Source organism: Dyadobacter diqingensis (assembly GCF_024220585.1).
Taxonomy (GTDB): Bacteria; Bacteroidota; Bacteroidia; order Cytophagales; family Spirosomataceae; genus Dyadobacter; species Dyadobacter diqingensis.
Window position 1 is genome coordinate 1 of the sequence record NZ_JAMXKF010000013.1, and the last position, 13701, is coordinate 13701.

Sequence of the window (13701 nt, forward strand, 5' to 3'; positions counted from 1 at the left end):
GCCAATTCAGCAGCGTTCAATTCAACCAATTCCGTGTTTTTGTCGTTTACGTTTTCCATTGTAGTGTTTGTTTAGAAGTTTGATTAAAGTTTTTTTAGAAAATTAGTTGTGAGAAGAACCGAATTCGATTGCGCCCCAAAGCAGAGATACGTACCATCCGCCGTCAACGTTTGCCAATTCAGCAGCGTTCAATTCAACCAGTTCTGTGGTTTTGTCGTTTTGGATTTCCATTGTAGTGTTTGTTTAGAAGTTTGAAAAAAGATGTCTTAGAGAAATTAGTTGTGAGAAGAACCGAATTCGATTGCGCCCCAAAGCAGAGATACGTACCATCCGCCGTCAACGTTTGCCAATTCAGCAGCGTTCAATTCAACCAATTCTGTGTTTTTGTCGTTTACGATTTCCATTGTAGTGTTTGTTTATAAGTTTGATTAAAGTTTTTTTAGAAAATTAGTTGTGAGAAGAACCGAATTCGATCGCGCCCCACAGCAGAGATACGTACCATCCGCCGTCAACGTTTGCCAATTCAGCAGCGTTCAATTCAACCAGTTCTGTTGTTTTTTCGTTTGTGATTTCCATTGTAGTGTTTGTTTAATGATTTGAGATGTAATTTTTTATTCGATAAAGATGTGTTGTAAGCGTTACTCGTTTAAAGGTCTCCCGGGAGCTCATGAATGAATTTTCATGGCTAATGCCCCCATTGTAAGTGCTTGTTACAGCGTCAAAATGTCTTTGGTTGNGATTTCCATTGTAGTGTTTGTTTAATGATTTGAGATGTAATTTTTTATTCGATAAAGATGTGTTGTAAGCGTTACTCGTTTAAAGGTCTCCCGGGAGCTCATGAATGAATTTTCATGGCTAATGCCCCCATTGTAAGTGCTTGTTACAGCGTCAAAATGTCTTTGGTTGGAATATACAACCCGAAAACTGCGCCGGGAAAGGATATGCCGCCATCAATTTTGGCTAGTGCTTCGTCGGAGATTTCACCGGTTTCCATTTGTGCAAGTTTGCGCATGAAATCTTCTTTTGAAGTAGCAGAACCTTTCAGGCCCGATACCGTCTCTTGTGTTTTGTTTGTCATTTGATGAAAAGTTAGCGGTGAACTGTTTTGGGTATACGTTATGGTTTGTTGATGAAGTGATATGGGCTTAGTAGGATACTACGACTTCCGGCTTAGCGGGCTTGGGAGATGTCGGATCACCTGGTTTCAATGGTTTGTCCGTGTCGACTTCTGTGAAATTTGCCGGTTGGGAAACAATTTTTGTTTCAGGGCTTATGTCCTCTTTTTGGCAGGACACCATTGCGATGCCCAGCAGGGACGCAAAAATTAATCGCTGTTTCATTTTAATGATTGTTTTGGTTGAAAAAATGTCACTCTTCAATGAAATGTTCCTGGTTAACCAGATGAATATCCTGTTCTTCCAAAGGTTTACCGGAAGTGGTATCGGTTGCGGTGCGCACGTCTAATATTCCTTTCGAATTTTGGATCATGGCAACCGGCTCAATGTTTTCTTTTTGGCATGATGACAGCACGGTAATTGCCAAAAGAGCGCTTATCCCTAGATTTTTCATGCGGTTTGTTTTGTTAGAAATTAACCTGATCCATTCAGTTTTGTTATTACAAATTGCGTTTTCAAGCGATTCTGTATCAAAAACTTAAAGTTGTAATCTTTAACTTTTAGTTATAAACCGGGTAACTGATTGCGGGTGCTTTTTTACTCCTTCTCAGTACCCTCGCTTCGTTTTTAACTTCCTTACAAATTTCGTTTTCAAGCGATTCTGTATCAAAAACTTAAAGTTGTAATTGTTAACTTTTGGTTATAAACCGGGTAACTGATTGCGGGTGCTTTTTTACTCCTTCTCAGTACCTTCGTTTCACTTTTAACTTCCTTACAAATTTCGTTTTCAAGCCTCTGAGAATCAAAAACGTAAAGTTGTACTTTATTCCGTTTGGTTATCAGGCGGCGATTTCAAGTCTTTCCTTTTCCACGCTCCGAACAATTTCGTTACAATTGGCGCAGGCTAAGGCGCCCTGTTGAGCGTACCAGCGGCAATTGGTCCGGATGGCGCATGGTGCCAGCAGATCCTCGCGTTCGGCTTTTTTATTCATCGCTTCGATCACCCGTCCTACCAAACTGCACGATGCGTGTGCATGGCTCCACTGGCTGCAACCGCCCTGAATACATTTGCCGGAAAACCGGAAGCGTTCTTCGGCCGCTTTTCCCGTTTCTTCTTCATGGGCTTTGGCAGCGTCAACAAATGTTTTATCAATTTTCACAGGTTCGTCCAGATAAGCTACTTTACCATCCGGGTTAACAATCCCAAACAAATCAGCGCCTGGTTTGGCGATATAACTGGGACACTGGAGTGATTTTTCGTTTTCCATAAGTTCGTTTATTCCCTTTGTTCGGTTTTAAACCTGCGATACAAAGTTGCAGGCTTTTAAGGTTCTCATCAATAATTGAAAACTATAGTCTATTCCTTTTGGTAATAAGTGCTGATTGGTCGGACCGGAATGAGATCAGGCAATCAGTTTTGAATCTGCCTTGATTATTTTCAAAAGCAGCTCCTGTGTGCTGACACTGATTAAATCAATGATAGTCAGGTGATAGATCTCCGCGATTTTGTTTAAACAGGAGAGTGAAAGATCCGTGCGGCCCGATTCCTTTTTACTGTAAGCGGCCTGGCTGATATTCATTTGAAAAGCAACATACTCTTGTGAGTATCCATATATCTCACGTAACTTACGAACTTTCGTACCCATAACCTGCATGGAGAACAGATTGGAATTACTAACCGAATTGATTGAATTGACAGTGTTCATAACAGTAAGTGTTTAAATTTGAGTTGTTTACCGACTTTGATGGCAACAAAGTAAATTTGTAAATGGCGGCATCTAAAACTATTTCGACTGATTTATAACTCTTTTCGATCAATAGCGGTAAAATTGTAGGTGAATACACAAAATCAAGCCATGAATAAAACCATACAGTGCTTTATCATTGACGACGAACCGGATGCCCGGGAGCTTATCAAAAAATTTGTTGCACGCGTACCGTTTCTTGAAATAGCCGGTGAATTTGGTAATGCCGTGGATGCACTCTTTCAGGTTCAGCATGTTAAACCCGATCTGATTTTCCTGGATGTTGAAATGCCTGAAATGAATGGTTTTGAATTTATCAGAACTTTGCAGGGACACCGTCCAAAAATTATCATGGTTACGGCTTATCCGCAATACGCGGTCGAGGGGTTTGAACACCAGGTGCTCGATTATTTGCTTAAACCAGCCTCATTCGAGCGGTTTATGCGGGCCATCAACAAGGTGATCGAAGTATTTCCTGTGACGGGAAAGGCTGATCCTGTCGCTTCCCTATCTCCGGCAACGGCTCCAAAACCGGAAGGGAAAGCTGCCGAGGATAAGAAAGTAACAAATCATGACGGAGCCGATTTTCTTTTGATCAAGGAAGATAAAAAACTGGTGCGGGTTGTGCCGGACGATATCGTGCTCATTGAAGCGATGAAAGATTATATCAAGATCCATCTGGTTGGGAGGACAATCGTGACGCATAATACCATGGCCAAAATGGAAAGTATGCTGCCTGAAAACCGCTTTTTGCGGGTAAACAGGTCGTATATCATCAGAATAAATGCCATCAATGAAATTGACGGCAACCAGATTACAACAACCGACGGCAGGAAAGTGGATATCGGAGTGACTTACAGGGAGGCTGTGCTGGATGTCATGAAAAGAACGAGATCATAACCAATCATACGTCTGTTTTATGGGAGTAAAAAACTTCACGCTTGGTGTGTCGTCTGAAAACGCAAACCTGAAAAAGAATATATCTCATTTTCTGTTAGTCGTCCTGACCTGGGTTATTGTCAAGTACGTTGCCATTGGGCCTTACTTGCGGGATAACGAATTGATTGTCAATTTTTTTTGCTTGCTTATTTTTTTTCAGACCTTATTCCTGTATTACTTTTTTAGCCTCTTTATTTTTCCCAAATACCTGTACAAGAAGCAAATACCAACTTTTGTTTTTTATTCACTGGTAAGTTTTCTGGTTATTTACTGGACCAATTATATCTCAATCGACCAGTTACTTCCGTACAGCGATGCCGCTAAACCCAACGGTTCGCCGGATATATGGATCAGGAAGATGAACGAGCTGCTCGTTGGTACAGCCGGTTGGTTTGGATGTTTTACAAATCCGAAAGTTGCTTACTGGAATTTCGGGTTCAGTTTCGAAATTGTGACAATTTATCTGTGCATTAAGTATTTCAGGGATATTTTATCGTTACAGAAAAGAAACATGTCGCTAGAAACCGACAAACTTGCCCTGGAACGCGATAACCTGGCGTTGGAGCGGGATAACCTGTCTCTGGAACTCGGCTTTTTGAAATCACAGATCAATCCTCATTTCCTGTTTAATACGCTCAACAGCATTTACGCACGTACCGTGGATGTGGACGAACAAGCCTCTGACCTGGTTTTAAAACTGTCTGACCTCATGCGTTACAGCTTGTATGGCGCCAATGAAGAGAAGGTGCCGCTGCAAGAGGAGATGGAATATATCAACAATTATCTGGACCTCGAAAAATACAGACATTCTCAGAACCTCGTTGATATTTCATTTGCTACCGACGGTGTCATGAAAGGATATAATATCGCACCGCTGCTGCTGATTTCCCTGGTCGAAAATGCTTTTAAACATGGGGTTAACCTGAGCAGGAAATCTTCCTACGTTCACGTTTCCTCCGTCATCGAAAATGGTGTGTTGTATTTTACGGTTCAGAATAGCCTGCCCGAACAAATGACACCGCTGATACCATCCGCCGATATTAAAAAATCCGGTGGGATAGGGCTTATCAACACGCGAAAACGCCTAAATCTTATTTATCCTGACCGCCACGATCTTACTTTCACCCAAACGGCGACGGAATATGAAGTGATGGTCAGCATCAAACTCGACTAACTTCGTTTTTCGATGAATGATTCGGCGTGCTTATTTTGGCATTCGTCGAAACACGCTCCCCTGCCTGTCTAAATAAATTTCAAACCGCTTTCTCCTCCGATACCTTCGTTTCATCATAAAGCAAACAACGGCTCTGTGAATTAATATTTTATTTCTTAACATTCAACCTTTAGAAATGATGCAAACGAAATCTACAATTTCCGCCACTACTTCTTCTCGCCTGGTTTTGAAAAAAGAAAGAATTGTCACATTGAGCACAAACAGTTATGGCCAGAACGGTGCCCCTGTTACCACGATGGTAACAACATCGTTTTTATAATACCCTTTAAAAGGAAGTATTTACAAAATAACCTGCCATTTGCATGTATAGCTGCATACTTATCAACCGATCGTGGCTGGCGGAGAGTTTTATAGAAAATTACATCCACCGGACCGGCTTTCTGGACCTCACCTGGTCCGGGGCATATTCAGAAGAAGCGCTTGAAATGCTTCAGACAAAAAATTACGACCTGGTTTTTGCAAGCCTTCCATCCCCTGATCAGATTATCCCTGAGGATATTTTGTCGGAACTTCGTAAGCAGGAAGCTTTGATCATTACAGCCCCATACCCGGAATATGTTTTTTCCGGGTATGAGCTACATCCGGCTTCTTTTTTGAAAGAACCGTTTTCGATGGCCAATTTTCAGTTGACCATTGAAAAGGTCATAAGTCACGATGTCTAATTTATTGTTAGTTATCGGTAGAATTTTAACTACAAATCGTATGAGAAAGCAGTAATATATCTGTTACTTAGGGGTTATAAACTTCATCCCTAATATGATACGGCATTCTGATTTCTATTTGTTACGCCGCCCAACGGTGTCTATTGAGCAATTAAATGAGTTTCATGACCAGCTTTCGGAAACATCTCCGGAGTTATTACTAAAAACCTATTATCAGGATCTGCTCGCGCAGGAATCTATTTTTGTAGCCTCGCCGGCTTTGTACGGGCGTTTTCAGCTTTGGTTATCCGGCGAAACGTTATCTGAAAAACAGAAACTACTGACTACTTTATACAAATATCTGGTAAGAACGAGCACCAGGAGCACGCCTTATGGTTTGTTTTCGGGCTGTGCGCTGGGGGAAATAGGCGCTGAAACCAGATTTGAAATTCCTTCGCCGGAAAAAATCGACCGGCATACCAGAATTGATTTTGAATGCCTGATCGCTGTCAAGGAATGGCTGGTGGAGCAGCCGGTTATTCAGGAACAGCTTCAATTGTACCCCAATACTTCCCTGTATATGGTGGGGGATAATTACCGCTATATTGAGGAGTTCCGAAATCAGGCGCAGCGAAACTATTTTATCAGTTCCATCGAAGGCAATGAATATTTGTCGCTGATTTTTGATCTCGCCAGCCGGGGTGCCACGGTCCGGGATCTGGGCGATTTACTGGTCAGCCACGGTATCGACCCCGATGAATCACTGGATTTTATCCAACAGCTTATTGCCAATAAAATTCTCATTTTTGATCTTGAAACGGTCATTACCGGTCCGGATTTTCTCGATGTGCTGATTTCAAGACTTTCTTCATTAAGCGAAACGTCCGAAATAACGGAACGGTTAAAAGAATTCCGGCTCATGTTAAGTCAGACGGAGAACCGGATTGATATGTACCGCCAGCTTCGCAGCGCGATGGAAAGACTGACACTTTTGCCAGCTAAACAGGACATTATTCAGGTAGATACCTTCTTTCCTTACACACAAAACCGGTTAAAAGAAGACAGCATCCAGCACATACAGCGACTGCTCACCAAGCTGATGGTATTAAATCAGCACAACACAAGCACTGATCTGGATGAATTCCGGCAACGTTTCAGGAACCGCTATGAGGATGAGGAGGTGCCGCTGGTGATGGCGCTGGATCAGGAAATCGGGATCGGTTATGGGTCTTTCTCGTCGTTGGGTGCGAGTTATACGCCTATGATTGATGAACTGTCGCTGCCGTCTGCGGGATATTCGAATAAAACGCAATCGGACGGATGGTGGCAAAAATTTGTCCTGGAAAAATACACCAATACCTTACGTGATAAATCTCCGGTAGTTGAGCTGACAGACAAGGATCTGGCAAATATTGCCCATAATCAGCCGCAGAGTAAACAGCCCCTGGCTTACAGTTTTTATGCGTTTGGAAATTTGCTTTCCGGCTCACCGGAGTCGGTCGATAAAGGTGAATTTATCTTCAATTTGCTGGCGTGTAATGGTCCTTCCGCAGTAAATATCATCAGCCGGTTTTACGAAGGCAGTGCAAAACTGCACGATCATTTGAAACGCTGCGCGAGGGAGGAGGAACTTCATAGTCCGGATGTCATTTTTGCTGAAATTATTTATTGCCCTGATTCCCGGGCGGGTAATATTATGGCGCGGCCATCTCTGTATCAGTATGAAATTCCCTACATGGGAAAATCCTCGGTTGAGGAAAACTTCCAGATTCCTATTCAGGATATCATGGTTTCGGTACGGTCCGGACATGTGGTGCTGAGGTCCAAACGGCTGAACAAACGTATTATTCCACGTCTTTCCAATGCACATAACTACCAGACCGGCCTGCCCATTTACCGGTTTTTATGCGATTTACAACATCAGGATTCGTATTTGAATATCCGTTTTGACTGGGATTTATTGAAAGACCAGCACTATCTGCCGCAGGTCCGGTATAAAAATATCATTCTGAGCCGGGCAAGCTGGTTGTTGCAATCAGCGGAGTTCCGTACGATGGATCCACAATCGCTGGCTGGAAAATTAAAGGATATGGAAATTCCCGGGCAATTTGTTATTGTTTCCGGGGATAATGAATTGTTCGTCGATGCTGGTATTACTTATTCGCTGCAGTTGTTGTGGCAGGCATTGCAAAAGGAAACGACGGTCAGGATCAAAGAATTTTTATCAACTCCGGAGAACTGTTTACTAAAACATGACGGAAAAAAATACGCCAGTGAGATGGTAATTCCTTTCAGAAATACCTCCGTAGTTCCGATTCCCGGCCTGTCGGTAAATTCAGCGAGCATTCCGAAACGACGTTTTTCGATCGGGAGCGAATGGTTATACCTGAAAATTTATACCGGCGAAAAGTCGTCAGATACAATCCTGATCCAAAGTTTATATCCCATCATCCGGCAGCTTCTGGAAGATCAGGTTATTAACAAATTTTTCTTTGTCCGTTACAACGACCCTGATCCGCATCTGAGATTACGTTTTCGTGGCAATCAGCGACTTGATTTTTACCACCACGTTATTCGGGCGATTGAAGATGTGCTTCAGCATAATATCCATACGGGCATCGTGCATAAAATTCAGGTGGACACGTATCATCGGGAGCTGGAACGTTATGGCATGGAACAAATTGAGTTATGCGAAACACTTTTTCATTATGATAGTCTTTCGATACTCAATTTTTTACATCACACCGGAGAGACTTGTGACGAAACCCAGCGTTTCGCATTCGCGGTCAGGTTGATCAATAAACTGTTGTCGAGTGCCGACATTTCCTTTACCGACCGTCACGAACTTTTGGAGCGTTTAAAAGAAGGTTTTTTTGCGGAATTCAATGGGAATAGCGCCTTACGAAAACAGCTCAGCGAGAAATACAGATTTTTCAAGCCGATGATGGACCAGGTGTTGCAGATCAGCGAACCGGAGACGGATTCGGATGCTTATGTTAAAAAGCTGACAACCTGTTTAACGGATAAAATGCAACTTTTTTCTGTATTGAGCAGCCTCGTACACATGACGGTCAATCGTATATTTCCATCCAAACAAAGGGCTTATGAGCTGATCATCTACCACTGCCTGGCCAAACAATATGCCTCTGAAAAGGTGAGGCTGAAAGGAGGGGTGTTGATGGTTGACCGTTGAGGATTGATGGCTGACCATTGACCATTGACCATTGACCGTTGACGATGATGGACTGTCGATGGCCGATTGTCAATGGGCGATCGTCAATGGTCAACAAAATCTATCGTCCCCAAAAGAAACAGCTTAAATCTCATAAATTATTGTCCAAAACGGGTTACATCGATTAATTTTACAAATCGGCTTTTACCAGGAGCCGTCGCATTATTAATCCGGTTTTTTTAATAAATAACATTTCGATGATCACTAAACTCAGACCGAAAAGTGCTGCGCATATAGGCAGCATGATGATATTATTATTCGTTTTTCTGACGGGCAGTATTTCGGCTAAGGCCGGTGTTTTGGCTGCAACAGATACGCTCCGATTGTTTTTGATTGGAAACAGCTTTTCGCAGAATGCCACAAGATATCTCCCGCAGCTCGCGGCCGAAGGCGGGCACCCATTAAAAATCGGGCGTGCGGAGTTGGGTGGATGCTCCTTGCAGCGTCATTGGGAAATCGCGGAAGCTGCCGAAAAAAATCCCGAAGATCCAAAGGGAAAGGCGTATAACGGGAAGTCACTACGGGAATTATTGTCGGCCGGAACCTGGGATGTAGTCACCATCCAACAGAATTCCATGAATTCAGGTGATGTTACGACTTATTCTCCCTATGCCAAAAAACTTGTTGATCTTGTGAAATCCATTCAGCCGAAGGCCAGGATTGTAATGCAGCAGACCTGGGCTTACCGGGTTGATGCGAAGCAGTTTACGCAGGTTGCTGACAAGCAGTTTGCTTCGAGTGCCCAGGAAATGTGGGAAAAATCGAGAGCTTCGTACCATACCATTGCCGGCCAACTTGGTATTCCGCTTTTCCCGGTTGGTGACGCTTTCTGGAAAATAAATTCAGATCAGAAAACCGCTTACAAACCGGATACCGGCTTTAACGTGGACAATGCGCAAAGCCCGTCGTTACCGGATCAGACCAATTCTTTGCACGTAGGTTATCATTACAACAATAGCCAGAAACTTGCCTTTGATGCAAACCACGCCAATGAAGCGGGTTGTTATCTGGGTGGATTGGTGTGGTATGCAGTCTTGTTTCATGAGTCGCCGGGCAAGCTACAATTCCGGCCTGATAAAGTCCCGGAAGCATTTGCTGCCAAATTGAAAGTTGCAGCGCATGACGTGACCCACGGTGGTAAGAAAACGAAATAGTGTTGTTCATACAAGCAAAAGGGATTCCGGTTCAACCGGAATCCCTTTTGCTTGTCAATAGCATATCTTATCAGTTAGCGTTATTTTTCTTCTTTTTGGCGTGATCAACAATCGCACCGGTACCTGCGCCAATACCAGCGCCGACCAAGCTTCCAACGAGAGCGCCCTGAGCGTGTTTTTTATTAATTATTGCACCGGTTATGGCTCCTGTTCCGGCCCCTACAACGGCACCCTTGGCCGTATGGCTCCATCCTTTTTTCTTCCGGGTAGCGGCTGGTGCTGCTGCAATGTTGTTATTTGCCACAACCTGACTGTTTTTTTCCTCACGTTCTGCCGCCAGTTTTTCCTCACGTTCGTTGGCGAGCTTCGCTTCACGATCCGCTACTATGGCATTCATTGAATCAATTACGGCCTGTTTGGCTATAACTGCCTTCATAGAGTCGATCGTCACTTGCTTCGCTTTCAGTGCTTCCGCTTCTTTGTTCGGGCCACTGTTACAGGCTGTTAAAAACGAAACAGCACAAATTATTAAGATTAGCGATTTCATAGTTTAGATTTTAGGTTATTCAATAATATATATTAAGTCCTAAAACCGTGCCAATCCGGATAGTTTATTGTAAAATCAGTCGCGGAATAATTCATTATAGTAACCGTCGAACAAATTATTTCGTCCTAGGCATTTTTAAGTTTATCGATGTCCAGCTTTTTCATTCCCATAATAGCCTGCATGACCCTCTGCCCTTTTGCCGGATCTGACATAAGCTGCCCGATCATGGAAGGGACGATTTGCCAGGAAAAACCAAATTTGTCTTTCAGCCAGCCACACATACTTTCCTGTCCGCCATCGGCAGTGAATTTTTCCCAGTAATAATCGATCTCTTCCTGCGTGTCGCAATTGACGACAAAAGACAGTGCTTCGTTAAATTTAAAATGCGGCCCGCCGTTCAGGCCCATTACTTTGTTACCATTCAGTTCGAACATGACCACCATCGGATTTTCATCCAGGATCTTTGAATTCTTGAAAACGGAGCAATAGAAATCGGCTGCGGCTTTGGCATTGCCGTCAAACCACATGCATGGGAAAATCTGGTTGTTCATCTGTCAGGCGTTCTAAGGTTTAACAATTAATTTACGATACAATTTTAGACAGATTTTATCAATTGCAAGGGGGGATAAAACGACATTTTCAGGGTAAATCGGGACAGGTTATTGTCAGTTCCCCATAATTGCGTTGTTTGCTGATATTAAAACGATTATCGATGACAAGTAAGATCTACCTCCTGGCTTTTTTTAGAATAACATCGGCTAGGGCTATCTGATGCTGTGCTTTTTTCTTACCATATTTATTTCTTCTTCTGATAAATCCATTTTTCTTAGCAAGTCACTGCATTCGCTTGACTTTAATGAGTCGTTCATAAAGTCAGCGAGCTCTATAAGTATGGCCAATGCCTCAGCCACGTCTATTCGGATTTCATTGTCAGCACGCTTCAAGGCTGCGTCAAGAATTGCTGCGGCTGCCTTGTCATCATTTTTGTAATCCCGAAACCGTACGGCAGCGGCGATCGACTTTTGCAGCGGGGTTTGGTTTTTGTTTTCCGCCCTTTCCCAGGTTTTTTGGTCTTTCTCTCCGTAATGGATAAATATGATGGAATTGCCGGCCGGGTCGGTCAGCGTGAACCGGGTTGTTCCTGGTTTCATTCGTGAAATCCTGGGTATCCCCGTATTTGGAATTTTTCCAAAACCGGCCTTTAACTTTTGGGTAAATTCCTGATATACTTTTTCCGCATCGGGCACCGTGACAAGGCAACCCGTAAATGATTGATTCATTTCTTTACCTTGTTTGGCGGCTGTAAAGTGCAGTTGGGAGCCTGCCCGCTCTACAACCCCATAGGGGTAAGGGCGGGTCTGTTTGTAGGTAACCCTAAATCCAAGCAACTCCCAAAAATCCAAGGTCTTCTCTATCGACAGACAGGATAAAACCGGAATAGTAATCCACGCTCTCTGAGTCATTTTTTCTGAATTGTGTTCGCTGCAAACCTAAAAACTTTGCTTTGGACCGCCATCTTTATATACTTTTTTGTATATAAAGCAGTGTGAAGATCGCGATGGCAAAATCGTTGGTTTCTGAATTCAGGAGTTTTACAAGTATGTTCTTAATTAAGGCCTTCTTCTTCTATTAAAAAAAGTCCATAGTCTGTCAGCTGGTCGATAACAGGAAGCGCTTTTAAAGCTCTTTCGGTCAATTGATATTCTACTCTGGGGGGCTTCTCCAAAAAGGAATGCCGGGTTAGCATATTTTTGTCTTCCAGTTCGCGTAATTGAGTTATCAGCATTTTATCTGAAATATGGTTTATTGATTTTTTTAGATCACCATATCTTACCGGGCCATTACGGAGACATATCAAAATGGGAATTTTCCATATTCCACCGATATGTGCCATTGCAAACTCGACGGGGTTATAGTATACTCTGTTTTTGTATAAGAACTCTTTCATGGGTAAATGTTCAGAAGATTTCTCATGTTCTTTTCCAGGATGCCGACAGCTTTATTTATTTTTCTCCCTCTTGCTGCGAAGGATACAATAACCGCAACGCATTAAAAACAGCCTGATGGGTAATGGTTGCGTGATCTTCTGCTGGCAGATAGTCAAAATGTACCGATGAATTTTTCACTTTTCTTAACTTCTCGGCCAGTAAATTGGCATCGACCTCCATAACGCGTGGAGTGTCGCCGGGAGTGAGCCCCTCTTTGCCAACACCAATATAAATACCGGTTTTCTGGTCGACATTAGCAGGCGACAAGCTCAGTAACGAGCCGTTATCCCACCATAAGCTTGGACTGATAATGATGTATTTGTTAAACAGCGCCGGTTTTTTCAACAGGATTTCTGTCGCCAGTAATCCGGCCAGCGACTGTCCGATCAGCATTTTGGCGGAGTTTGTCTTATACTTTTTTTCTATAAACGGCTGTAACTCCGTTTCCAGAAAGCTAATGAATTTGTCGGAATGGCCTGCGGTGGGATATCTTTTTTTGTCCGCTTCGAGGGTGGTTGGGTAAGTGAAGTCCCGCTTCCTGTCCACATTGGCAATCCCTACAATAATTGATTTGGGAACCCGGTCGATCCAGGAAAAATTGTTGAACTGAAAAAGCCCCGTGACATGAATGAAATCTTCGTCCGCCGAACCGTCGAGCAGGTATACAACCGGATATTTTGTCGTGTCCGTTTTACTGTAACCTTCGGGGAGGTAAATGTTCAAAATTCTTTTTTCTGATAATACAGAAGAGTGAATTTCGTCAATGACGCCGAGAACGAATGGTTTGGGATGATCTGCCTGGGAAGGAGTATTTTTCTGGGCGAAAGTTAATGTTGTGAAAAAAGTAAGTACAAGAATGGGGGCTAAGAGCTTCATTATTTTTGTCAAGGATTTATATATGCGTCAAAAATATGAAATTCTTTTTTGGCGGGTTAAATCGTGCATTTGAATTCAGTAGATTTTGCTATTACAAGTAGAATTCATTTTATTTAAATATGAGATAATTCAGATCCATTAACCATGAATTCTGATAATAAAAGTAGGTTAACAGTCAGACTTTGCACAATTCTTCCAATTGGAAAGGTGCGTGTAAATATTAAATTATT

The 13701-nt window shown here is 42.9% G+C and carries 19 protein-coding genes; 6 read left to right on the plus strand and 13 right to left on the minus strand.

Translation table 11 applies throughout. The features are described from left to right. Positions 1 to 102 precede the first annotated feature (102 nt). The 8 genes from M1L62_RS29470 to M1L62_RS26460 all read right to left on the minus strand — a co-directional run bounded on the left by M1L62_RS29470 (position 103) and on the right by M1L62_RS26460 (position 2821). Positions 103 to 231 (minus strand): hypothetical protein, encoded by a 129-nt coding sequence (locus M1L62_RS29470; protein WP_256527774.1) that lies wholly within the window; start codon positions 229 to 231, stop codon positions 103 to 105. 44 nt (positions 232 to 275) lie between these two features. Continuing rightward, the gene (locus M1L62_RS29475; protein WP_256527775.1) at positions 276 to 404 is read right to left on the minus strand and encodes a hypothetical protein; all 129 of its coding nucleotides are present in this window, start codon (positions 402 to 404) and stop codon (positions 276 to 278) included. Positions 405 to 447: 43 nt separating this feature from the next. Continuing rightward, entirely contained in the window at positions 448 to 576 is a 129-nt protein-coding gene (locus M1L62_RS29480) for a hypothetical protein (RefSeq protein WP_256527776.1), read from the minus strand. A gap of 304 nt (positions 577 to 880) precedes the next feature. Then, positions 881 to 1078 (minus strand): hypothetical protein, encoded by a 198-nt coding sequence (locus M1L62_RS26440; RefSeq protein ID WP_254562664.1) that lies wholly within the window; start codon positions 1076 to 1078, stop codon positions 881 to 883. A gap of 67 nt (positions 1079 to 1145) precedes the next feature. Continuing rightward, positions 1146 to 1340: a hypothetical protein gene (locus M1L62_RS26445; RefSeq protein ID WP_254562665.1), complete on the minus strand. Its 195-nt coding sequence runs from the start codon at positions 1338 to 1340 to the stop codon at positions 1146 to 1148. A 28-nt stretch (positions 1341 to 1368) separates the two neighbouring features. Then, positions 1369 to 1569 (minus strand): hypothetical protein, encoded by a 201-nt coding sequence (locus M1L62_RS26450; protein ID WP_254562666.1) that lies wholly within the window; start codon positions 1567 to 1569, stop codon positions 1369 to 1371. Between the two features lie 385 nt (positions 1570 to 1954). Then, on the minus strand, positions 1955 to 2383 hold the full coding sequence (locus M1L62_RS26455) for a hypothetical protein (RefSeq protein ID WP_254562667.1): 429 nt from the start codon (positions 2381 to 2383) through the stop codon (positions 1955 to 1957). A gap of 135 nt (positions 2384 to 2518) precedes the next feature. Beyond that, entirely contained in the window at positions 2519 to 2821 is a 303-nt protein-coding gene (locus M1L62_RS26460) for a helix-turn-helix domain-containing protein (protein WP_254562668.1), read from the minus strand. A gap of 150 nt (positions 2822 to 2971) precedes the next feature. On the opposite strand from M1L62_RS26460, the gene M1L62_RS26465 reads away from it, so the two are divergent. The 6 genes from M1L62_RS26465 (at position 2972) to M1L62_RS26490 (ending at position 10060) form a co-directional block, all read left to right on the plus strand. Next, a complete protein-coding gene (locus M1L62_RS26465) occupies positions 2972 to 3760 on the plus strand; it encodes a LytR/AlgR family response regulator transcription factor (RefSeq protein ID WP_254562669.1) in 789 nt (262 codons plus the stop codon). A 19-nt stretch (positions 3761 to 3779) separates the two neighbouring features. Beyond that, positions 3780 to 4973: a sensor histidine kinase gene (locus M1L62_RS26470; RefSeq protein WP_254562670.1), complete on the plus strand. Its 1194-nt coding sequence runs from the start codon at positions 3780 to 3782 to the stop codon at positions 4971 to 4973. A 175-nt stretch (positions 4974 to 5148) separates the two neighbouring features. Then, on the plus strand, positions 5149 to 5292 hold the full coding sequence (locus M1L62_RS26475; protein WP_254562671.1) for a hypothetical protein: 144 nt from the start codon (positions 5149 to 5151) through the stop codon (positions 5290 to 5292). A 43-nt stretch (positions 5293 to 5335) separates the two neighbouring features. Continuing rightward, on the plus strand, positions 5336 to 5695 hold the full coding sequence (locus M1L62_RS26480) for a response regulator (protein WP_254562672.1): 360 nt from the start codon (positions 5336 to 5338) through the stop codon (positions 5693 to 5695). A 94-nt stretch (positions 5696 to 5789) separates the two neighbouring features. Further along, positions 5790 to 8867 carry a lantibiotic dehydratase gene (locus M1L62_RS26485; RefSeq protein ID WP_254562673.1) on the plus strand — a complete coding sequence of 1026 codons (3078 nt, stop codon included), beginning with the start codon at positions 5790 to 5792 and terminating at the stop codon, positions 8865 to 8867. A gap of 236 nt (positions 8868 to 9103) precedes the next feature. Continuing rightward, positions 9104 to 10060 (plus strand): DUF4886 domain-containing protein, encoded by a 957-nt coding sequence (locus M1L62_RS26490; RefSeq protein ID WP_254562674.1) that lies wholly within the window; start codon positions 9104 to 9106, stop codon positions 10058 to 10060. Positions 10061 to 10130: 70 nt separating this feature from the next. On the opposite strand, the gene M1L62_RS26495 is transcribed toward M1L62_RS26490, so the two are convergent. From M1L62_RS26495 to M1L62_RS26515, 5 genes are all read right to left on the minus strand, one after another. Further along, a complete protein-coding gene (locus M1L62_RS26495; RefSeq protein WP_254562675.1) occupies positions 10131 to 10607 on the minus strand; it encodes a YMGG-like glycine zipper-containing protein in 477 nt (158 codons plus the stop codon). A gap of 125 nt (positions 10608 to 10732) precedes the next feature. After that, the gene (locus M1L62_RS26500; protein ID WP_254562676.1) at positions 10733 to 11158 is read right to left on the minus strand and encodes a VOC family protein; all 426 of its coding nucleotides are present in this window, start codon (positions 11156 to 11158) and stop codon (positions 10733 to 10735) included. Between the two features lie 213 nt (positions 11159 to 11371). Continuing rightward, entirely contained in the window at positions 11372 to 12070 is a 699-nt protein-coding gene (locus M1L62_RS26505; protein ID WP_254562677.1) for a DUF8817 family protein, read from the minus strand. A gap of 143 nt (positions 12071 to 12213) precedes the next feature. Beyond that, a complete protein-coding gene (locus tag M1L62_RS26510) occupies positions 12214 to 12555 on the minus strand; it encodes a winged helix-turn-helix transcriptional regulator (protein WP_254562678.1) in 342 nt (113 codons plus the stop codon). A 55-nt stretch (positions 12556 to 12610) separates the two neighbouring features. Then, a complete protein-coding gene (locus M1L62_RS26515; RefSeq protein WP_254562679.1) occupies positions 12611 to 13471 on the minus strand; it encodes an alpha/beta hydrolase in 861 nt (286 codons plus the stop codon). Positions 13472 to 13701: the final 230 nt, after the last annotated feature.

Bases quoted from the DNA above. Each gene is read 5' to 3' on its own strand.
- M1L62_RS29470 (WP_256527774.1), bottom strand. From the start codon at position 231: ATGGAAATCCAAAACGACAAAACCACAGAACTGGTTGAATTGAACGCT.
- M1L62_RS29475 (WP_256527775.1), bottom strand. From the start codon at position 404: ATGGAAATCGTAAACGACAAAAACACAGAATTGGTTGAATTGAACGCT.
- M1L62_RS29480 (WP_256527776.1), bottom strand. From the start codon at position 576: ATGGAAATCACAAACGAAAAAACAACAGAACTGGTTGAATTGAACGCT.
- M1L62_RS26440 (WP_254562664.1), bottom strand. From the start codon at position 1,078: ATGACAAACAAAACACAAGAGACGGTATCGGGCCTGAAAGGTTCTGCT.
- M1L62_RS26445 (WP_254562665.1), bottom strand. From the start codon at position 1,340: ATGAAACAGCGATTAATTTTTGCGTCCCTGCTGGGCATCGCAATGGTG.
- M1L62_RS26450 (WP_254562666.1), bottom strand. From the start codon at position 1,569: ATGAAAAATCTAGGGATAAGCGCTCTTTTGGCAATTACCGTGCTGTCA.
- M1L62_RS26455 (WP_254562667.1), bottom strand. From the start codon at position 2,383: ATGGAAAACGAAAAATCACTCCAGTGTCCCAGTTATATCGCCAAACCA.
- M1L62_RS26460 (WP_254562668.1), bottom strand. From the start codon at position 2,821: ATGAACACTGTCAATTCAATCAATTCGGTTAGTAATTCCAATCTGTTC.
- M1L62_RS26465 (WP_254562669.1), top strand. From the start codon at position 2,972: ATGAATAAAACCATACAGTGCTTTATCATTGACGACGAACCGGATGCC.
- M1L62_RS26470 (WP_254562670.1), top strand. From the start codon at position 3,780: ATGGGAGTAAAAAACTTCACGCTTGGTGTGTCGTCTGAAAACGCAAAC.
- M1L62_RS26475 (WP_254562671.1), top strand. From the start codon at position 5,149: ATGATGCAAACGAAATCTACAATTTCCGCCACTACTTCTTCTCGCCTG.
- M1L62_RS26480 (WP_254562672.1), top strand. From the start codon at position 5,336: ATGTATAGCTGCATACTTATCAACCGATCGTGGCTGGCGGAGAGTTTT.
- M1L62_RS26485 (WP_254562673.1), top strand. From the start codon at position 5,790: ATGATACGGCATTCTGATTTCTATTTGTTACGCCGCCCAACGGTGTCT.
- M1L62_RS26490 (WP_254562674.1), top strand. From the start codon at position 9,104: ATGATCACTAAACTCAGACCGAAAAGTGCTGCGCATATAGGCAGCATG.
- M1L62_RS26495 (WP_254562675.1), bottom strand. From the start codon at position 10,607: ATGAAATCGCTAATCTTAATAATTTGTGCTGTTTCGTTTTTAACAGCC.
- M1L62_RS26500 (WP_254562676.1), bottom strand. From the start codon at position 11,158: ATGAACAACCAGATTTTCCCATGCATGTGGTTTGACGGCAATGCCAAA.
- M1L62_RS26505 (WP_254562677.1), bottom strand. From the start codon at position 12,070: ATGACTCAGAGAGCGTGGATTACTATTCCGGTTTTATCCTGTCTGTCG.
- M1L62_RS26510 (WP_254562678.1), bottom strand. From the start codon at position 12,555: ATGAAAGAGTTCTTATACAAAAACAGAGTATACTATAACCCCGTCGAG.
- M1L62_RS26515 (WP_254562679.1), bottom strand. From the start codon at position 13,471: ATGAAGCTCTTAGCCCCCATTCTTGTACTTACTTTTTTCACAACATTA.